This window comes from Aromatoleum petrolei (assembly GCF_017894385.1).
Lineage (GTDB): Bacteria > Pseudomonadota > Gammaproteobacteria > Burkholderiales > Rhodocyclaceae > Aromatoleum > Aromatoleum petrolei.
In genome coordinates this window covers 5,369,872-5,388,915 of record NZ_CP059560.1, presented here as the reverse complement: position 1 = coordinate 5,388,915, position 19,044 = coordinate 5,369,872, and the positions used below count along the sequence as shown (strand labels likewise).

The following is a 19,044-nucleotide window of genomic DNA, read 5'->3' as shown; positions in this document are numbered from 1 at the left end:
CGCCGCATGACGATCTGGCGCCGGGGCTCAGCCGGCGACGATTCCGCGTGAGTGCAGCAGCGCGATGTCGTCCTCGCTGCATCCGGCCTCGCGCAGGACGGCGTCCGTGTGCTGGCCGTAGCGTGGCGCAAACGGCAGTTCACCGCCATCGGCACCAGCGACGTCGACCGCCATCGGCTGCATATGCACGAGCTTGCCGCCCGGCATGCGCGTCGTCGTCAGCCGTCGGCGGACCGCCTCCATGTCGCGCACGGCGGGGATGTCGTGGATCGGCGCGTGGGGGATCGTGGCATCGCGGAAGTCGGCGGCGATCTCGGTGGTCGGATAGCGGCTCGTGACGGCGGCGACGTCGCAATGGATCGCGTCGCGCTCGCGGGCGCGGCCTTCGTTGGTCGCGCGCGCTGCGCTGGCGATCGACGCGAACTTCGGGATTTCCGAGAGGCGCTTCCACTGTACGTCGCTGCCGATCGCCATGTAGATGAATCCGTCGGCGGTCGGATAGACGTTCGTGGGGATGAACTTGCGGTGCTCGTTGCCGCAGCGGGTGATTTCGGCCGGCTGGCAGTCGAAATCGAGCAGCGGCAGCGTCGTGATCAGCCACGAGGCGGCGGCCTGCAGCATCGACACGTCGATGCGCGTGCCCTTGCCGCTCTCGGCGCGTTCGAGCAGCGCCATCATCACGTTCGCATAGACCTCGTCGCCCGCCTTGAGGTCGACGAGCGGCACGCCAGCGAGGGTCGGCGGCCCGTCGGCGGCGCCGGTGAGCTCCATGTAGCCCGCCATCGCCTGGATCACCGGATCGTAGCCGGGCGCATCGGGGTAGTCCGGGCCCATCGCCGAAATCCCCGCCCAGATCAGATCCGGCTTCGCCGCGGCGAGCGTTGCGTAGTCGATGCCGAGTTGCTTGTAGCGGCGCGGCACCGTGTTGCAGCAGAAGACATCGACGTCGAGCTCGACCAGCAGGCGCCTCAACAGCGCCTGGCCGTCGGGTTCCTTGAGGTTGAGCGCGATCGCTTCCTTGCCGACGTTGGGTGCGATGAAATAGGTACGCCGGTCGTCGTCGGCGACCTTGCCGCCGATGTAGCGGTTGGGATCGCCGGGCAGGCCATCGCCAGCCGGCGTCGATTCGAGGCGGATCACGCGCCAGCCGAGCTGCGCGAAGCGCAGCGTCGCGTAGGGCATCGACAGCGCCTGCTCCATCGAGAGTATGGTGCGCCGCTTCATTCCGGTTTCCACGCTTGCCAATGGGGTTTCGGCGCCGCGCCGCGCAATGCCCGGTACACCGCCTCCGGCGTGAAGGGCAGGGCGAAGATGCGCACGCCGGTCGCGTTGTAGATCGCATTCGCCGCCGCCGCGGCGATGCAGATCGCCGGCGCCTCGCCGACGCCCTTGGCGCCCTGCGGACCTTCGCCGTCCATCGACTCGACGAAGGTGATGTCCATCTCGGGGATCTCGGGTGCGGTCACGAGCTTGTAGTCGCGGAAGTTCGGGTTGCGGGTGACGCCGTTCTCGACGATCAGGTTCTCGGTCAGCGCGTAGCCCTGGCCCATCACCACGCCGCCTTCGATCTGGCCCTCGAGGCCGAGGCGGTTGAGCACGCGGCCGACGTCGTGCGTACCGGTCACCTTCGTCATCTTCACGATGCCGGTGTCGGTATCGACCTCGACTTCGACCACCTGCGCCGCCCATGCGTAGGCGGCCGACACATCGCCCTTGAAGGCCTTGTCCTGATGCACGCTCGGCGGCTCGTAGTAGAAGGTCGTCATCACGAGCTCGGCCTTGTCCGAGAAGTGCAGGTTCCGCATCAGCCGCGCGAGCTCGACCAGCGGCTCGCCCGAGTCGGCCTTGATGACGAAGCCGCCGCGCAGATCCAGCTCCGACTCGTCGCAGCCATGCTTCTTCGCCGCGGCCGCGAGGATCTTCGCCTTCGCCTTGCGCGCCGCGCCGATCGCCGAATTGCCGGCGATGAAGGTCGTGCGGCTCGCATGCACGCCGACGTCCCAGGGCGTGATCGCGGTGTCGTTATTGACGACGGTGACCGCCGAGATCGGCAGCCCCAGCTCCTCGCAGACGAGCTGCGACAGCACCGTCTCCGAGCCCTGGCCGATCTCGGACGCGCCGGTGATCAGCGTGACGTTCGCAAAATCGTCGAGCTTCAGGATGGTGCCGCAGCCGTCCGACGGATAGATCTTCGCGCCGCCGCCGACGTGCAGCATCGACGCGATGCCGATGCCGCGCTTCACCGGTCCGGGCGCGTCGCGGTTGGCGAGGTTGTCGGCGTGCTTCTTCTGGTAGCCGCTGCGCTCGGCCGCGGTCGTCAGGCATTCCTTGAAGCCGCAGCTCTTGAACGTCATGCCCTGGCCGGTGACTTCGCCGGCGTTCTGCGCGTTCTTCATGCGGAAATCGAGCGGGTCCATGCCGATCTTCTCGGCCAGCATGTCCATGTGCTGCTCGATGGCGAAGGTCGCCTGCAGGTTGCCGTAGCCGCGGAAGGAGCCGGCGTAGGGGTTGTTCGTGTAGACGACCGTCGTGTGGTAGTCGCAGGCGGGCACGCGGTACAGCGACGAGAAAGTCTGCATCATCACGAACGGCGTTGTCGCGCCCCAGGACGTGTAGGCGCCGTTGTCGTGCAGCGTATGCACCTGGCGGAAGGTCAGCGACCCGTCCTTCTTGCAGCCGGAGCGCAGCGTCAGCAGCACCGGCTGGCGAGTAGGCGAGGCGAGGAACTCTTCCTCGCGTGTAAAGACCATCTTCACCGGGCGCTTCGCAGCGCGCGCGAGGAAGATGCAGATGACCTCGAAGGGGTAGATGTCGAGCTTGGAGCCGAAGCCGCCGCCGATCGGCGGCTGAATGATGCGCACGCGGCTCGGGTCGATGTTCAGGTACTCGGCGAATTCACGCTTGTGCAGGAAGGGCACCTGCGTGTTCGAGTACATCAGCAGGTTGCCGGAGGCGTCGAACTCGGCGATGACACCCGACACGCCCATGCAGCAGTGCGTCACGTAATGCAGCTGGAAGGTGTCCTCGACGACGACGTCGGACTCGGCTTCGGCCTGCGCGATGTCGCCGTGCGTGTAGTCGAAGCGCATCGCGACGTTGTCCGCCTTGCCGGCGAACGCGATCGGTGTTTTCGGCGGCAGCGCCTGCGGGCGTCCGTCGGCGCCGAGCGGGGCAGGGTGGATCAGCGGCGCGCCGGGTTTGATCGCCTCCTCGGGCGTGGCGACGACCGGCAGGTCCTCGTATTCGACGCGGATCAGGCGCAAGGCGGCCTCGGCGATCTCCTCGCTGTCGGCGGCGACTGCGGCGATCTCGTCGCGCTGGCTGCGCACGCGTTCCCCCTTCAGCGGCAGGTGGTCGCGCGCGACGCCGATCGGCTGCTGGTCGGGCACGTCGGCCGCGGTGAGGACGACATGCACGCCCGGCAGCGCCTTCGCCGCCGAGGTGTCGATGCTCTTGATCCTCGCGTGCACGCGCGACGAGCGCAGGATCTTCGCGTGCAGCATGCCCGGCACGACCATGTCCTGGATGTAGCGCGTCTTGCCGGCGGCCTTCTCGGGCGCGTCCTTCTTCTGGATGCGCTGGCCGATCAGGGATTCGGGTGCGATCACGGGTTTTTCTGCGACGTTCATGCTGTCGTTCTCCTCATCGCCCGCCGCAGCACGCGGATTCGACCGCGTCGACGATCTTCTTGTAGCCGGTGCAGCGGCAGAGGTTTCCTTCGAGGCCGCGCTTGATGGTCGCGGCATCGGCATCCGGGTGCGTGTCGAGGATGTGGGACGCCTGCATGACCATGCCCGGCGTGCAGAAGCCGCACTGCACCGCGCCGTGCTCGACGAAGGACTCGCGTAGCGCGTCGGCCTTCGGGTCGGCGGCGAGGCCTTCGATCGTGACGATGTCGCGGCCGTCGAAATCGACCGCAAACATCAGGCAGGAATTGCGCGTCTCGCCATCGACGCGGATCGTGCATGCGCCGCACTCGCCTTCGCCACAGCCGTACTTCGTGCCGGTCAGGCCGACGACGTCGCGCAGCATGTCGAGTGCGTTCATCGTGACGTCGATGGTGAGCTTTTTCGTGACGCCGTTCAGCGTGAATTCGATGTCATGCGTGAGCAACATGGTCGAGCATCCTTCTGGTCATGTTGTGGATCAGTTCCTTGCGGTACCACGCGCTGGCGCGCACGTCGTCGATCGGGCTCACCTCGTCGCGGGCGGCGTCGGCGGCGGCTTCGATGGCCTCGGCGTTGAGGCGGCGTCCTTCGAGCGCGGCTTCGGTGCGCGGCGCGCGCACCGGCGTCGGGGCGACCGCGCCGAACGCGACGCGGGTGTCAGTGAGCGCGCCGTCGCGCTTGATGCCGGCGATGCCGATCGAAATCGTCGAGATGTCGAGCGCGGGGCGCGTGCCGAACTTGTAGAAGCGCGCGACGTGACCCGGTTTCGGCAGCGGGATGCGCACGGCGGTCAGCAATTCGTTCGCGGCGCGCTTCGTCCTGCCCGGGCCGGTGAAGAACTCGGCGAGCGGCATGCGGCGCGTGGTGACGCTGCCGTTGGGCTTGGAGGCGAGCTCGACCTCGGCGTCGAGCACGATCAGCGGCACCAGCGTGTCGCCCGCGGGCGAGGCGTTGTTGATGTTGCCGCCGAGCGTGCCCGCGTTGCGGATCTGGTCGCTCGCGAAGTGATCGCAGGCCTCCGCGAGCACCGGCGCGTGCTGCGCAATGAGTGGATCGCGGAGGAGCTCGCTGATCGTGGTGAGTGCACCGATGCGCAGGTGCTGGCCGTCGAGCGTGACACCTTTCAATCCGGCGACACGGCCGATGTTCATCAGCGTCGGCTTGAACCCGATGCGGCCGGCCTTCGTCTGCGGCATCAGGTCGGTGCCGCCGGCCAGTATCGTCACCTCGTCCTGCTGCAGGATGCCGAGTGCCTCGTCGAGGCTCTGCGGCGCGGCATATCTTTCGATTGCTGTCATTGATCGTTCCTCAGAAGCGGATCGGTTCCTGGTACCGTCCGAACACTTTCACCAGTTCCTGCGTGATCTCCCCGACGCTCGCGTAGGCCTTCACCGCCTCGACGATCGCCGGCATGACGTTCGTGCCGGCCCGAGCGGCGTCGCCCACCGCGGCGAGCGCACGAGTCACCCGTTCCGCATCGCGCTCGGCGCGCACGCGGTTCAGCGACTCGATCTGCACGCGCGCGTCGTCCTCGTTGTAGGGGTGGAATTCGACCGGATGCTCGTCCTCCTGGTCGTTGCGGTAGCAATTGACGCCGACCTTCGGGAACTTGCCGCTCTCGATGTCGCGCTGCATCTTGTACGCCTGCGCGGACACCTTGGCCTGGATCGCGCCTTCGGACACCAGCTTGACGATGCCGCCCTGCGCGTCGGTCTCGGCGATGATCTGCTCCATCTTCTCGCGCATCTGGTTCGTCATCGTCTCGACGTAGTACGAGCCGCCGAGCGGATCGACCGTCTCGGTCATCCCCATCTCCGCGATGAGGATCTGCATCGTGCGCAGCGAGATGCGAGCCGAATACTCCGTGGGAATCGTGTAGGCTTCGTCGTACGAACACAGCGCCATCGTCTGCGTGCCCGACAGTGCGCTGATCAGCGCGTAGTAGGCGCCGCGCACGATGTTGAGTTCCGGCTGTTCGAAGGTGAGCCCGCCGCCGCCGCCCGCCGCAATCATGCGCAGCCACATCGAGCCGGGCTTCTCGGCCTTGTATTCCTCCTTCATGATCTTCGCCCACAGGCTGCGGCCCGCGCGGAACTTGCAGACCTGCTCGAAAAGGTTGCCGAAGATGTTGAAGTTGTACGACAGCCGCCCGGCGAACTCGTCGACGTGGAGGCCGCGCGCGATGACTTCGTCGGCATAGGCGCGCGCGATGCAGAAGGCGTAGGCCATCTCCTCGGCCGGCGTCGCACCCGATTCGCGGATGTGGTAGCCGCACACCGACACCGGGCTGTACTTCGGCGCGTGCTCGGCGCAGTACTCGATCGTGTCGCCGACGAGTCGGATCGAGGGCTCGACCGGGAAGATCCAGGTCCCGCGGCCGATGAACTCCTTGAGGATGTCGTTCTGCGCGGTGCCGCGCAGCTTCTTGATGTCGTAGCCGCGTTTCTCGGCCATCGCGAGGTACATCGCGATGGCGATCGCCGCCGCGCCGTTGATCGTCATCGACACCGTGATCTTTTCGAGGTCGATGCCGTCGAACGCGATCTCGAAGTCACGCAGCGTGTCGACCGACATGCCGACGCGACCGATCTCGCCCTGTGCGAGCGGATCGTCCGAATCGAGGCCGATCTGCGTCGGCAGGTCGAAGGCCACGTTGAGGCCCGTCTGCCCGTTCGCGATCAGGTACTTGAAGCGCTGGTTGGTGTCCTGCGGATTGCCGAAGCCCGCGTACTGGCGCATCGTCCAGGGCTGCTTGCGGTACATCTCGCGGTGGATGCCACGGGTGAAGGGATATTCCCCGGGCAGGCCGATCATCGCGTCGCCGCCGCTCGCCGCGACGTCCTCGGCGGTGTAGAGCGGCTGGACTTCGAGGCCGGATTCGTTGATGACGCGCTTCACCGTCGTCTGCGCTCGGTCGTTCATGCGACGTTCTCCCGGATGTAGTCTGCGATCGCATCGAGCTTCGAGCCGGTCGGGAAGATGCCCTTGAAGCCCAGCTCGCGCAGCGCGTCGTGGTCCTGGGCCGGCAGGTTGCCGCCGATCATCCACAGCTTGTCGTCGAGGCCGTTCGCTTCGAGCAGCGGTTTCAGCTTGCGGCAGAAGGGCAGGTGCGAGCCCGCCATGCTGGAGAGCGCGATGACGTCGACGTCCTCGTCGAGCGCGATGCGGCTCACCTGTTCGGGCGTCTGCCGCAGGCCTGTGTAGATGACCTCGAAGCCTGCGTCCATCATCGCGCGGGCGACGACCTTCGCGCCCTGATCGTGACCGTCGAGGCCCGGCTTTGCGAGCAGCACGCGGATGGGGCGTTGTTGTGCGGTGTCGTTCATGCGCTGACCTCCTTCGCAATGACGAGTTTGAGGATTTCGCTGGTGCCGCCGCCGATCAGCGTGAAGCGCACGTCGCGCAGGTAACGCTGCACCGGGTACTCCATCGCGTAGCCGTAGGACGCGAGCACACGCGCGGCCTGGTCGCAGATCGACGCCGCGGTTTCGGTCGCGAACAGCTTCGCCATCGCGGCCTCCTTGTGGTGCGGGCGCTTCGCGTCGCACAGCCACGCGGCGCGGTGGACGAGGGCGGTTGCCGCCTCCAGTCCGGTCGCCATCTCGGCGAGCTTGAGCTGGATTGCCTGGAAGCGGTTGATCGGCTTGCCGAACTGCTGGCGCTCGCCGGCGTAGCGCACGGCTTCGTTGAGCGCCGCGCGCGCGACGCCGAGCGCCATCGCGCCGGTGATGATGCGGATCTCGGCGAGGGTCTTCCTCAGATGCGCCTCGCCGTCGCCTTCCTCCTTCGACAGGCGATGGCTGTCCGGCACGAAGCAGTCGTTGAAGGCCACTTCCGAGGTCGGCAGCGCCCAAACGCCCATCTTGTGGATCTCGCGCCCGACGACGAGGCCCCTGAACTCCTTCTCGACGAGGAAGATCGTCAGCTTCTTCTCGTCGCCGGCGCGGGCGAACACGGTGAAGAAGTCGGCAAGCGGCGCCGACGTGATCCAGGTCTTCTGGCCGTTGAGGACGTAGCCGCCGTCGACCTTCGTCGCGGTGGTTGCGATCGATTCGAGGTCGGAGCCTGCGTTCGGCTCGGTCATGCAGATCGCGCCGATCCTGTCGCCGCGCAGCGCCGGCTTGAAGAGGCTCTCGATGATGTCGGCGTTGCCGAGGAGCTGCAGGAACTTCGTCCCCATCAGCGACTGCATCGCCACCGCGCCGGCCAGCGACATCGAGCCACGCGCGACCTCGGTGAGCGCGAGACAGAACTCGGTCAGCGCCAGCCCGGTGCCGCCGACCGATTCGGGATAGCGCATGCCGAAGAAGCCGAGCTCGGCGAGCTCGCGGAAGAGCGCACGCGGGAAGGCGCGCGCCTCGTCGAGCGCCGCCGCCTGCGGGGCGATGCGCTCGTCGCAGAAGCGCGCGAAGGTGTCCTGTATCGCGCGTTGTTCGTCGGTGAGATCGAAGTTCATGCCGGCGCCTTTTCCGGCTCATACCCGTACAGCTCGCGCGCCGCCTGCTCCGAAATCACGCCGTTGCGGATCTCATCGGCGAGCAGCTTGCGGTCGCGCCGCTTCGGATCGCCGTAGCCGCCGCCGCCGCTCGCGACCTGATGGTAGATCGTGCCTTTCGGTACGCCGGTGATCAGGTCCTTGTTCTTCGGCACGACGGTCTGGCCGTCGGGGTAGTGCAGGCGGATGAAGTTGAGCCCGCCCTCGCCGCCGCCGAAGAGCCCGAAGGCCGGCTCGAAGTCGCCGTCGCCAAAGGTCACGAGCTGCGTGTCGTTGGAGCCGATCTCGAAGATCGTCTCGACGCCCAGCCCCCCGCGCCATTCGCCGGCGCCGGCCGAGTCGGCGAGAAGTTCGTGGCGGATCAGGCGATGCGGCGTCTGCTGCTCGAACATCTCGTAGTCCTGGTCGAGCACGCCGCCGGACGCATCGATCATGCCGATGTGATCGTAGCCGTCGGTGCCGAGCATCGCGCCCGAGCCGCCCTTGAGGCCCATGAAGCCGATGTCGACATACTTCTCGTTGGTCTTCGGGTCGATGCCGGTCGTGAGGCTCGCGAGCAGGTTGTTCCAGCCGGCGGTCACGCGCTCGGGCATCACCGGCGCGAGCGCGCGCTGGATCGCGTCCGCGTTGGGCGGGCACAGGTGGTTGCCGAAAGTCGTCGCCTTCGGGTAGGCCGCGTTGAGGATCGTGCCTTCCGGGATCACGATCTCGATCGGCTGCACCATGCCCTCGTTGTGCGGGATGTCCGGGTTCACCATCTGCAGCAGCGTCAGGATCGTCGCCGACGCGCTCGACGTGAAGGTGCCGTTCACGAAGCCGTTGGTCTGCGCATCGGTGCGCGAGTAGTCGAAGCGGATGGCGCGGTCCTGCACCTCGATATCGACGCGGATCGTGAACTCCGAACCGACGTGGCGGCCGTCGTAGAACACCTTGCCTTCGCCCGAGTAGCGGCCGTTCGGGATCTTCGCGATCTCCGCTTCCATCATCCGGCGCGTCGCGTCGAACAAAGCCTGCTTGTGCGACTCGTAGCTCGCGACGCCGTACTTCGAGATCAGCTCAAGGAAACGCCGCTCGCCGACCGTGCACGCGCCCATCTCGGCCTTCATGTCGTGCTGCACGATGTCGAGCCGCACGTTGGCGAAGATCAGGTTCCACACGTCCTTCCTGAGCTTGCCCTTTTCGACGACCTTCACCGGCGGGATGCGCAGCGCCTCCTGCCACACCTCGACTGCGTTCGGGTTGTAGCCGCCCGCGACGTTGCCGCCGATGTCGGCCTGGTGACCCTTGACCGCGGTCCAGGCGACGAGCTTGCCTTCGAAGAACACGGGCTTGAACACCGCGACGTCGTTGTTCTGGTTGCCCAGACTGAACACGTCGTTGTGGAAGATCACGTCGCCCGGATGCAGGTCGTCGCCGAAGTAGTCCTTGATGTACTTGCACACCGGCGCCAGCGAGAACGCGAGGATCGGCAGGTTCTCCGTCTGCTCCAGCATGTTGCCGTCGCCGTCGTACAGGCCGGTGACGTAGTCCTTGGCCTCGCACAGGATCGGCGAGCGCGTCGTCTGCTCCATCGAGATGCTCATCTCGTCGGTGATCGAGCGGAAGGTCCGCGCATAGACGGACAGCAGGATGGGGTCGATCTTCGCGTTGCTCATGCCAGCGCCTCCTTCTTCTCGGGAATGCACGATTCGACGAGGTCCTCACGCCCCTTGCGGTACAGCGCGAACGAGCCAAGCGCATCGACGACGCAGTCGAAGGACGCCGACACGAAAATCGCGGTCGTCTCCTGCTCGATCATCGCTGGTCCCTCGATGCGGTTGCCGTGGCGCATGCGGTGGCCGTCATAGACCGGGACTTCGCGGAACTTCCGGGTCTCGGGGATATAGACGGCGCGCCGGCCCTTCAGCGCGTGCGCGGCGTCCTCGCCCGCCCACGACTCGTGGCGCGCGACCGGCTTGTCGGTGACGCCGATCGCCTGCACGCGCACGTTGATGATCTCGACCGGCGTGTTCTCGGCTTCGAGCGAATAGCCGTACAGGCGGTTGTGCTCGGCGTGGAAGGCGCGCGCAATGCCTGCGGCGTCGCCCGTGGCGATCAGCGCCTGCGGCACGACGAACGAGACCTCGTGGTACTGCTTCACGTAGCGGCAGTCGAGCTTCACGTCGAAGCGGCGGCGTCCCTCCGGGATGCGCTCCGCGTCGAGCTGACGGGCCCCGTCGACGGCCATCGCGGCGATGATGCCGTCGAGCTTCGTCCAGTCGGCCGCGTCGAGCCGCGAAACGAAGGTGCGCACGAAATCGTGCTTGAGCTCGCTCATCAGCATGCCGAACGCGCACAGCACCGAGGATTCGCGCGGCACGATCTGCAGCGGGATTTCGAGTTCGTCGCAGATCAGGCAGGAATGGATGGGTCCGGCACCACCGGCGGGGATGAAGGGGAACTCGCGCGGATCGAAGCCGCGCTTGATCGTCACCTCGCGCACGCCCTGCGCCATGTTGTTGCACGCGACGCGGTACATGCCGGCCGCGGCCTCCTCGATGCTCAGGCCCATCGGCTGCGCGATGTGTTCTTCGATCGCGGCACGCGCGGCGGCGACGTCGAGCTTCATCTTCCCGCCGGCGAAGAAATCCGGGTCGAGGTAGCCCAGCACGACGTTTGCATCGGTCGTCGCGGGGAGCTTGCCGCCCTTGCCGTAGGACGCGGGCCCGGGGTCGGCGCCGGCGCTCGCAGGGCCCATGCGCAGGAGGCCGCCTTCGTCGAGCCAGCCGATCGAGCCGCCGCCCGCGCCTATCGTGTGGATGTCGAGCATCGGCAGCGCGATCTTGTGGCGCGCGATCTCGCCGTCGTTCTTGATCATCGGTGCATCGACGGCCACGGACGCCTCGAAGCTCGTGCCGCCCATGTCGGTGACAATGCACTTGTTCTGGCCGTGGATGCGCACGTAGTGGAGGCCGGCGCCCGGGCCGCCCGCGGGTCCCGACAGCAGCGTCAGCGCCGCCTTCTCGCGCGCGAGCTGCGGCGAGATCACCCCGCCGTTTGACTGCATGATCAGCAGCAGCCCGTCGAAGCCGATGCCCTTCAATCGCCCGACGAGCTGGTCGAGGTAATGGTTCAGCTTCGGGCCGACGTAGGAGTTCAGCGCCGTCGTGCTGACGCGCTCGTAGAAGCGGATCGAGGGCAGCAGATCGGTCGATACCGACAGGTAGGCGTCGGGCAGCTCGCGGCGGACCATGTCGGCGGCAGCCTGTTCGTGGGCCGGGTTGGCGAAGGAGTTTATGAAGCAGATCGACACCGCCTGCACGCCTTCACTGCGGAAGAGGGCGATCGCCTCCTTCACCGCGTCGAGATCGAGCGGCGCGGCCTCCCCGCCGTCGCGATCGAGCCGGCCCGGGATGCCCGCCCGCAGGTAGCGCGGCACGAGCGGCTTCACGTTGGTGTAGCGGTTGTTGTACTGCTCCTCACGGATGCCGCGGCGCATCTCCAGCGCGTCGCGCACCCCTTCGGTCGTCAGCAGGCCGCTCTTCGCGCCGGTGCCGGTCAGGGTCGCGTTCGTCGTCACGGTCGTGCCGTGCACGATGGTGTCGATCGTCGGCGCGAACGCCTCGAGCGTCATCGGCGGATGCATGCTTGCGGCGATATCGGTGAGGCCGTTGACCACCGCGATCGAGGGGTCGGACGGCGTCGACAGCGTCTTGAAGATCGCCGGCTCGGCGCCGTCGCGGGTAACGACGAAATCGGTGAAGGTACCCCCGACGTCGATTCCGATTTTCAATGTCATCAGATGTGCTCCATGAACGTTTTGCGCGCGACCAGGCGCCGCACTTCGTCCTTTCGGACCTTGCCCAGTGCGGTGCGCGGGAGTTCGTCGACGAACAACACTTCCTTCGGCAGCTTGTAGCGGGCGATGCGGCCCTCGAGGAGTCCGAGCACACCGTCCGCATCGAGCGTCGAGCCTGCGTGGGTGACGATGACCGCGACGACGGATTCGCCCCAGCGTTCATCGGGGCGGCCGACGATGGCCACCTCGGCGATGTCGGACGACTCGGCGAGGAGGTTCTCGATCTCGGCCGGATAGATGTTTTCGCCGCCGGAAATGATCATTTCCTTCTTGCGGCCGTCGACCCACAGCCAGCCGTCGGCATCGAAATGGCCCATGTCGCCGGTGTGGAACCAGCCGTCACGCAGCGCCTCGGAGCTTGCCTGCGGGTTGTTCCAGTAGCCGGCCATGACGTTCGGGCCGCGCACGAGGATCTCGCCGCTCGCGCCCGTCTTCGCGTCGGTTCCGCCTTCGCCCGCGACGCGAACGCTGCAGTGACGGGCAGGGCGTCCCGCCGAGCCCGCGTGCGTGAAGGCGTCGGCGGCCTTGACGTAGGCGGCGATCGGGCTGGTTTCGGTCGATCCGTAGATCTGCACGAGCGGGATGCCGCGTTCGTGGACTGCGCGGAAGAGCCGGTCCGGCACGATCGTCGAGCCCGTGGTGATCATGCGCAGGCTGGAGAGATCCGCCTTCGGCCAGCGCGGGTGCGCCATCATCGCCTCGATCTGCGCCGGTACGAGCACGGTCAGCGTGATGCGCTCGCCTTCGATTGCGTCGAAGGTCGCATCGACGTCGAAGCGCGGGTGCAGGACGACGGTGCAGCCGCGCGACAGGGCGGGCGTGGTCTGGTTGTTGAGCCCGCCGACATGGAACAGCGGCAGCGTCGTGAGGATGCGGTCCTCGCTCGTGAGGCCGTGCAGGTCGGCGCTGTTCGCGGCGTTCCACGCCAGCGCGTCCTGCGTCAGGAGCGCGCCCTTCGCCTTGCCGGTCGTGCCCGACGTGTAGCAGATCAGCAGCGGCGTATCGGGGCCGACGCGCGGGTCCTGCGGCAAGGGCGCGTCGCCGCGCCGCATCAGGTCGTCGAAGGCGATCCAGCCTCGCGGCGGTGCGCCGAACGCGACGAGCGTCATCGCGCCGAGTTCATCGCGGAAGGCGTCGATCTGCTCGATGAAGCGCGGCTCCGCGAGCAGCACCTTCGGCGGACAGTCGGCGAGCAGTTGCCGGTGCTCCGGGCCGGCGAGCCGCCAATTGAGCGGCATGAAGAGCGCACCCAGACGCGCACAGGCGAACAACGCGGCGAGCGTCTCCGGGCGGTTGTAGCCGAGAAACGCCACGCAGTCGCCGCGCTCGACGCCGGACACGTGGAGCGCCGACGCGAGTCGCTCGATCTCCGCGGCAAACGCCGCGTACGTCACGTCGCGCTCCGGGAAGCGGATCGCCGTCTTGTCGGGCGCGAGCCCGGCCTGACGGACGATCCATTCGGACAGGTCCATCCCCATTCCTCCTCCAAGTTCGGTCACGGGCGCTATACGCGCCTCTTCTGACTCGTTCGAATCCGGTTGGGGATGCTGCGTCCGGGCGCTTTTGCGCCTCTCGATTCTCCCCGAGGGGAGAGGTGATGCGTGGTCCTGTGCTGCCTTGCGCCGCGTGTCCCTTCGACGTGGGCGGCGCGCCTGCAAGGTCTATCGGTCGCCGACCTCGACGACGACTGCCATCGCCGTGTCGCCGGCGGCGCAGCCCGTGAAGAGGCCGTAACCGCCGCCGCGCAGCGCGAGCTCCTCGACGAGTTCGATGATCGCGCGTGTGCCCATCGGCGCCTGCGGATGCCCCCAGACCAGCGAGCACCCGAAGTTATTGATCGTGTCCAGGTTTGCGCCGGTCTCGCGGGCGAAGACGATGTCGTTCACCGCGAACGGGTTGTGCGTCTTGATGGCGGTCATGTCGGCGATGCCGCGGCCGGCCTGGTCGAGCGCGCGCCGCGCGGCGGGAATCATCGCCTCGGGCATGTGCGCGAGCTCTGTGCGGGCGAGGCCGAAGCCGTGAAGCCGCACGGCGATCGCCGGATCCTTCGACAGCGCTTTCGCCCGCTCGGGCGTCGTCACGAGGATCCCCGCGTTGCCGTCGGCCGGATGCGTCTGGGCGCCGAAAGTGACCGTCCCTCCCTCGGCGGCGGGCTTCAGTTTCGCGAGGCCCTCGGCCGTGGAGCGCGACGTGCCCTCGTCGCCGTCGAGCGTCGCCGCGATCTTGCGGAAATCGGCGCTCGGGACCTCGAAGGGCAGGGTCATGAAGCGGCGCAGGAAGGCGGAATCGTCCTTCAGTGCGTCGCCGTATTGCGCCTCGCGTCGCAGCACGAGCTCGTGCTGCTGAGAGGTCGTGACGCGATGCTTGGCGGCGACGTTCTCCGCCGTTTGCAGCATCGAGTGGCCGCCCAAAGGGTCGCAGCCGAAATTGTCGAGCACCCAGTTCTCGGACGTGCCCGTGCCGCCGGCCCCGCGCGGATTCGGGTAGTAGAGGTGGGGGCCGTTCGAGGTGCGGTCGCAATTCACGACGAGCGCGACCTCGGCCATGCCGGCCTCGATCTCCTGCGCAGCGGCGAGCAGGGTGCGCACGCCGGTCGCGCATGCCTGCATCATCGTCGGTCCGCCCGCGCGCGTCGCGCCGACGAGGCCCGTGAGCCAGGGCAGTCCGTAGAACGCATGCTGCTGCGGCACCGAGAACCCGAGCACGCCGTAATCGATCACCTGCGGATCGATGGCGCGCTTCGCGAGCTCGTTCTTCGCCACGTGCGCGGCGAAGCGCACGCTGTGCAGCGACGCGAAACTGCCCTGCCAGCGCGCGAAGGGCGTGCTCCAGTAGGCGCCGTATGGAATTTCGGCCGTGTAGCGGGTCATCGTCTGCGGTCTCCGGTCTTTTTTCTTCTGGTGCACGAACGGCCGAATGCCTGGGTCAGGCCCGGCCGTCTTCGGTGAGGCCGACGGCGGCGATAAATGCGCGCTTCGCCTCGACCAGGTGTTCGAGCATGGCCGTCGCGGCGGTGTCGCCGTCCCCCGCGGCCAGTGCGGCCGAGATGCGGTTCAGGCCGCGCAGCACGATCGTGCGGATCTCCGGATCGTCCAGCGTCAGCGTGCGGATGCGCTGCATGTGGTCGGCGTACTGTTCGACGATGCGCACGAGCCGCGGATTCGGCACCAGCGCGAGCCACGCCGCGCGGAAGCAGATCGTCGCGTCGCGGAATGCCTCGGCGTTGCCGACCTTGTGCGCTCGAACGATCGCGGCGAGCGCGTCCTCGATGCCGCGGCGTCCCTGCGGCGAACGTGTCAGCGGGGCGATGCTGCGGATCGCGGCCGGTTCGATGAGGAAGCGGATCTCGTAGATGTCGTTGACGTCCTGCAGCGTCAGCGCCGGCACGACGAAACTGCGGTTGTCGGACACGAGCAGGCCTTCGCTGGCGAGGCGGCGCAAGGCTTCACGCACGGGAGTCCGCGAGACGCCGAGCTTTTCGGCGAGCTGGACTTCCTGCAGCGGCTGGCCGGCGAGGATCTGACCGTTGCGCAGATGATCGCGCAAGGTGTGATAGACCCGTTCACCGAGGGCAAGAGGACGTTCGACAGGCTGAAGCGTGGAAACCATTTTCTGGAGCCTTTGATGGTTCATTGTTGGCGGCGGCTTTCGAGTTGATGTGTACTGTATACAGTATTTTTTAGGGTGTAAAGTGCATCTTGTCTTCGCGGGTGGAATCGGCTTCGACACGGACTTCGCCGGTCCTGCATTCGAGACTGTCCGCCACCGAAAGCCGCTGCAGCAGTTTGCCGGCACGGCGGCCGCTTGGCTATGATGGATATCCAATCAATTAGGTGATGTGCATGAGCCTTGATGCCTGCCATGAAGAAGAGCGTCGCGCCCCGGACGTCGAGGCTGCGATCCTTCGACTCGCTCGCGACGAGCCGCAATTGGGGCAGGCAGCGGTGTCGGCCCGGCTGCGGCGTGACGGATTCGTGGTTTCGCCCTCGGGGGTGCGCTACATCTGGCAGAAGCACGACCTCGAGACCGCGGTGAAGCGCTTGCGGGCGATCGCGCAATCGTCGCGCGAGGGCGTGGCGGCGCTCACCGACTCGCAGCGCGGATTGCTGGAACGCGGGGCGCTCGCCGCGCAGCTCGTCTTAGGCGACGCCGCGACGGACGGTGAGCCGATCGACCGCCGTCAGGTGATCCTCGATGCGGCGGCTGCGCTCTTTGCGGAGCAGGGCTACGACAGCACCTCCATTCGCGACATTGCCCGCCGGGTCGGGCTGTTGCCGGGGTCGATCTACCATTACTTTGCATCCAAGGACGAGCTCTATCTCGCCGTGCATGGAGAGGGCTTCCGGCGCCTGATGGCCGCCGTGGCAGAGGCGCTGACGGCTTCCAGCGACCCTTGGGAGCGGCTCACCCGTGTCTGCCAGGTGCACATCGCCGCGATCACCAGCGGCAGCTACATCGACCGCGTCACCGGCCACAGCCTCGCGATGACCGGCAACCCGGAACTCTTCGCGAAGATCCGTCCGATGCGGGAAGCGTATGAGGACGTCTACCGCGGGCTCATCGATGAGTTGCCGCTCGCCCCGCATGCCGACCGCAGCCTGCTGCGGCTGATGCTCCTGAGCTTCCTGAACTGGGTGCACGTCTGGTATCGCGAAGGCCGGCGTTCGACCGACGAGATCGCCGCGGCCATGGTGGACACGCTGCGCCGCGGTGTGGAATCGCCCGGCGTCGCATCGAAGGTTCGGCCCGCTTCCTGAAGATATCCGTCGATCTCGATGGCGTCGTTCCATTACCGGCGCCTGGAGTGGTTGCTTTTTTTCTTCAGTGCACAGGATACTGTATACATTAAAACAAAACGGCGGCTGAAATCCGCCGACCGCCCTGTACGGGTGCCCCAGAGGAGTTCGCCGGCCGGCGCCGTGTGGCCGGCCGATAAGAATGCGCGCCGCAAAGACGGCTCGCCGCTTGAGACTACCGAAGGAGGCTCCCAGATGGTCACCCGTTTCGCCAATCCGTTGCTCGCCACGCCGCAGCGCCCGCTGCCGCAAACCGTCGCGATAATCGGTGCCGGCACGATAGGCCCGGATATCGGCTATTACCTGAAGAGCGCATTGCCGGGCCTGAAGCTGATCCTCGTCGACGTTGCCCAGGCGGCGCTCGACCGCGCGTTGCAGCGCTTCGCCGATTACGCGGCGAAAGCGGTCGCGAAAGGCAAGATGAGCGAGGCCGAAGCCGCGGCGGTCACCGCCGGCGTGGTCGGCACGCGCGACTATCGCGATCTCGCGGAAGCGGACTGGGTGCTCGAAGCGGCGACCGAGAACCTCGCGTTGAAACGCCGTATCTTCGCCGACGTCGAGGCCGTCGTCCGCGCGGACGCGCTGATCACGTCGAACACGAGTTCGCTGCCGGCCGAGCAGATCTTCTCCGCGCTGAAGCATCCCGAGCGTGCCACCGTCACGCACTTCTTCGCGCCGGCCTGGCGCAACCCGGTCGTCGAGGTCGTCCGCTGGGCGCGTACCGATCCTGCCGTCGTCGAATACCTGCGCTGGGTCTTCTGTTCGACCGGGAAGGTGCCCCTCGTCACCGACGATGTCGCGTGCTTCATGCTCGACCGGATCTTCGACAACTGGTGCAACGAGTCCGGACTGCTGCTCGAGCGCGCGACCGCGGCGGAGATCGACAGCGTCGCGGGCGAGTTCGTGCACGCCGGGCCGTTCTTCGTGCTGAACCTCGCCAACGGCAACCCGATCATTACCGAGACGAACATGCTGCAGGCCGAAGTCGAAGGCGAGCACTACCGTCCGGCCCCGGTGTTCCGTTCGGTCGACCGCTGGCTGACGGTGCCCCCCGGCAAGCCGCTTACTGTCGCGGACGACCTTACAGCGACGGTGCGTGAGCGTCTGCTCGGGGTGCTGTTCTCGCAGACCGTGGACATCCTCGACCGCGACATCGGCGAGCCGGCCGACCTCGATTTCGGCTGCCGACAGGCGCTCGGGTTCAAGAAGGGGCCGCTCGAATTGATGCGCGACCTCGGCGACGGCGAAGCCGGCCGCATGCTCGCGCGCTTTTGCAGCGAGCGGCGCGGCATGCCCGCCGCCCGGAAGCCGCTCGGCGACTACCAGGGCTTCCTGCGTCATGTGCTCGTCGACGACATCGGCGACGTCAAGGTCATCACGCTGCGCCGCCCCGAAGCTCTGAACGCGCTCCACGATGAATTGACCGACGAGATCCTGTCGGTCATCCGGTACTTCGAAGAGGACCCCGCGGTGGCGGGTTTCGTCCTCGTCGGCTACGGCAATCGCGCCTTCTGCGCCGGCGGCGACATCGGGCGCTTCGTGAACATGCTCGGCGATGCGCCGTCCTCCGCGCAGTACGCCCGCGACTGTTCGCGCCTGCTGGTGCACCTCGACCGCATGAAGAAACCGGTCGTCGCCGCGATCAACGGCATGGCGCTGGGCGGCGGCTTCGAGCTGGCGATGCGTTGCCACGGTATCGTCGCGCAGGCGAGCGCCTGGATGCAGATGCCCGAGATCACGCTCGGCATCGTCCACGGCATCGGCGCGATGGTCGTGCCATACCGGCGCTGGCCGCAGGCGTCGGCCGAGTTCCACGGCATGCTGCGCCGGGCCGAGCGGCTGAAGGCGACGCGGGCGTTCGAGCTGGGCATCGTCGACGGGCTCGCCCGCGACTACCCGGAACTCATCCGCGCGGCCGTTGCCCGCGTCAAGGCCCTGGAGGGCAGGGTGGGCGGCATCCCCGACGGCGTGGTGCAGATCGCCCCGCTCGACCCCATTGCCCCGGTCGCCGCCAATGGCCAGCCGCTCAGTGCCGAAGTCATCGGCATCCTCGAGCGGGCCGTCGAGGCCGCGGCGGCCGCGCCGACCTTCGAGGAGGCGCTGGAGATCGGCTACCTGGCCTGGGGCGACAGCGCCTGCACGGCAGCCGCCCGCGAGGGCATCACCGCCTTCCAGGAAAAGCGCAAGCCGGATTTCACGAAGACGCCGTGATGGCCCGGGCCATACCGGGTGGGGGGGGCGCCCGCA

Annotated in this window: 14 protein-coding genes; 2 read left to right on the top strand and 12 right to left on the bottom strand. The window is 67.2% G+C overall.

From position 1 onward, the window contains the following. Nucleotides 1-27 precede the first annotated feature (27 nt). From ToN1_RS24545 to ToN1_RS24490, 12 genes are all read right to left on the bottom strand, one after another. The gene (locus ToN1_RS24545; RefSeq protein WP_169206773.1) at nucleotides 28-1,224 is read right to left on the bottom strand and encodes a CaiB/BaiF CoA transferase family protein; all 1,197 of its coding nucleotides are present in this window, start codon (nucleotides 1,222-1,224) and stop codon (nucleotides 28-30) included. After that, nucleotides 1,221-3,629 (bottom strand): xanthine dehydrogenase family protein molybdopterin-binding subunit, encoded by a 2,409-nt coding sequence (locus ToN1_RS24540; protein ID WP_169206772.1) that lies wholly within the window; start codon nucleotides 3,627-3,629, stop codon nucleotides 1,221-1,223. Before ToN1_RS24540 ends, ToN1_RS24545 begins: the two co-directional genes overlap by 4 nt. Nucleotides 3,630-3,642: 13 nt before the next feature. After that, complete coding sequence (locus tag ToN1_RS24535) at nucleotides 3,643-4,116, bottom strand: (2Fe-2S)-binding protein (RefSeq protein WP_169206771.1); 474 nt, start codon at nucleotides 4,114-4,116, stop codon at nucleotides 3,643-3,645. Beyond that, nucleotides 4,100-4,966: an FAD binding domain-containing protein gene (locus ToN1_RS24530; protein WP_169206770.1), complete on the bottom strand. Its 867-nt coding sequence runs from the start codon at nucleotides 4,964-4,966 to the stop codon at nucleotides 4,100-4,102. The genes ToN1_RS24535 and ToN1_RS24530 overlap by 17 nt, the downstream gene beginning before the upstream one ends. Before the next feature lie 10 nt (nucleotides 4,967-4,976). After that, nucleotides 4,977-6,590, bottom strand: a complete 1,614-nt coding sequence (locus ToN1_RS24525; RefSeq protein WP_169206769.1) for an acyl-CoA mutase large subunit family protein — start codon at nucleotides 6,588-6,590, stop codon at nucleotides 4,977-4,979. Then, the gene (locus ToN1_RS24520; RefSeq protein WP_169206768.1) at nucleotides 6,587-6,994 is read right to left on the bottom strand and encodes a cobalamin B12-binding domain-containing protein; all 408 of its coding nucleotides are present in this window, start codon (nucleotides 6,992-6,994) and stop codon (nucleotides 6,587-6,589) included. The genes ToN1_RS24525 and ToN1_RS24520 overlap by 4 nt, the downstream gene beginning before the upstream one ends. Then, complete coding sequence (gene iaaF / locus ToN1_RS24515; protein ID WP_169206767.1) at nucleotides 6,991-8,124, bottom strand: benzylmalonyl-CoA dehydrogenase; 1,134 nt, start codon at nucleotides 8,122-8,124, stop codon at nucleotides 6,991-6,993. Before iaaF ends, ToN1_RS24520 begins: the two co-directional genes overlap by 4 nt. Continuing rightward, nucleotides 8,121-9,818 carry a hydantoinase B/oxoprolinase family protein gene (locus ToN1_RS24510; RefSeq protein ID WP_169206766.1) on the bottom strand — a complete coding sequence of 566 codons (1,698 nt, stop codon included), beginning with the start codon at nucleotides 9,816-9,818 and terminating at the stop codon, nucleotides 8,121-8,123. The genes iaaF and ToN1_RS24510 overlap by 4 nt, the downstream gene beginning before the upstream one ends. Then, complete coding sequence (locus tag ToN1_RS24505) at nucleotides 9,815-11,941, bottom strand: hydantoinase/oxoprolinase family protein (protein ID WP_169206765.1); 2,127 nt, start codon at nucleotides 11,939-11,941, stop codon at nucleotides 9,815-9,817. The genes ToN1_RS24510 and ToN1_RS24505 overlap by 4 nt, the downstream gene beginning before the upstream one ends. Beyond that, on the bottom strand, nucleotides 11,941-13,473 hold the full coding sequence (locus tag ToN1_RS24500; RefSeq protein WP_169206764.1) for an acyl-CoA synthetase: 1,533 nt from the start codon (nucleotides 13,471-13,473) through the stop codon (nucleotides 11,941-11,943). Before ToN1_RS24500 ends, ToN1_RS24505 begins: the two co-directional genes overlap by 1 nt. Nucleotides 13,474-13,662: 189 nt before the next feature. After that, nucleotides 13,663-14,871: a thiolase family protein gene (locus tag ToN1_RS24495; protein ID WP_169206763.1), complete on the bottom strand. Its 1,209-nt coding sequence runs from the start codon at nucleotides 14,869-14,871 to the stop codon at nucleotides 13,663-13,665. A 55-nt stretch (nucleotides 14,872-14,926) separates the two neighbouring features. After that, the gene (locus tag ToN1_RS24490) at nucleotides 14,927-15,610 is read right to left on the bottom strand and encodes a GntR family transcriptional regulator (RefSeq protein ID WP_169206762.1); all 684 of its coding nucleotides are present in this window, start codon (nucleotides 15,608-15,610) and stop codon (nucleotides 14,927-14,929) included. A gap of 227 nt (nucleotides 15,611-15,837) precedes the next feature. On the opposite strand from ToN1_RS24490, the gene ToN1_RS24485 reads away from it, so the two are divergent. Beyond that, nucleotides 15,838-16,758 (top strand): TetR/AcrR family transcriptional regulator, encoded by a 921-nt coding sequence (locus ToN1_RS24485; RefSeq protein WP_169206761.1) that lies wholly within the window; start codon nucleotides 15,838-15,840, stop codon nucleotides 16,756-16,758. A 234-nt stretch (nucleotides 16,759-16,992) separates the two neighbouring features. Then, nucleotides 16,993-19,008 carry a 3-hydroxyacyl-CoA dehydrogenase/enoyl-CoA hydratase family protein gene (locus ToN1_RS24480; RefSeq protein WP_169206760.1) on the top strand — a complete coding sequence of 672 codons (2,016 nt, stop codon included), beginning with the start codon at nucleotides 16,993-16,995 and terminating at the stop codon, nucleotides 19,006-19,008. Nucleotides 19,009-19,044: the final 36 nt, after the last annotated feature.

Bases quoted from the DNA above. Each gene is read 5' to 3' on its own strand.
- ToN1_RS24540 (WP_169206772.1), bottom strand. From the start codon at position 3,629: ATGAACGTCGCAGAAAAACCCGTGATCGCACCCGAATCCCTGATCGGC.
- ToN1_RS24510 (WP_169206766.1), bottom strand. From the start codon at position 9,818: ATGAGCAACGCGAAGATCGACCCCATCCTGCTGTCCGTCTATGCGCGG.
- ToN1_RS24545 (WP_169206773.1), bottom strand. From the start codon at position 1,224: ATGAAGCGGCGCACCATACTCTCGATGGAGCAGGCGCTGTCGATGCCC.
- ToN1_RS24490 (WP_169206762.1), bottom strand. From the start codon at position 15,610: ATGGTTTCCACGCTTCAGCCTGTCGAACGTCCTCTTGCCCTCGGTGAA.
- ToN1_RS24480 (WP_169206760.1), top strand. From the start codon at position 16,993: ATGGTCACCCGTTTCGCCAATCCGTTGCTCGCCACGCCGCAGCGCCCG.
- ToN1_RS24485 (WP_169206761.1), top strand. From the start codon at position 15,838: ATGTGCATGAGCCTTGATGCCTGCCATGAAGAAGAGCGTCGCGCCCCG.
- ToN1_RS24500 (WP_169206764.1), bottom strand. From the start codon at position 13,473: ATGGACCTGTCCGAATGGATCGTCCGTCAGGCCGGGCTCGCGCCCGAC.
- ToN1_RS24495 (WP_169206763.1), bottom strand. From the start codon at position 14,871: ATGACCCGCTACACGGCCGAAATTCCATACGGCGCCTACTGGAGCACG.
- ToN1_RS24530 (WP_169206770.1), bottom strand. From the start codon at position 4,966: ATGACAGCAATCGAAAGATATGCCGCGCCGCAGAGCCTCGACGAGGCA.
- iaaF (WP_169206767.1), bottom strand. From the start codon at position 8,124: ATGAACTTCGATCTCACCGACGAACAACGCGCGATACAGGACACCTTC.
- ToN1_RS24535 (WP_169206771.1), bottom strand. From the start codon at position 4,116: ATGTTGCTCACGCATGACATCGAATTCACGCTGAACGGCGTCACGAAA.
- ToN1_RS24525 (WP_169206769.1), bottom strand. From the start codon at position 6,590: ATGAACGACCGAGCGCAGACGACGGTGAAGCGCGTCATCAACGAATCC.
- ToN1_RS24505 (WP_169206765.1), bottom strand. From the start codon at position 11,941: ATGACATTGAAAATCGGAATCGACGTCGGGGGTACCTTCACCGATTTC.
- ToN1_RS24520 (WP_169206768.1), bottom strand. From the start codon at position 6,994: ATGAACGACACCGCACAACAACGCCCCATCCGCGTGCTGCTCGCAAAG.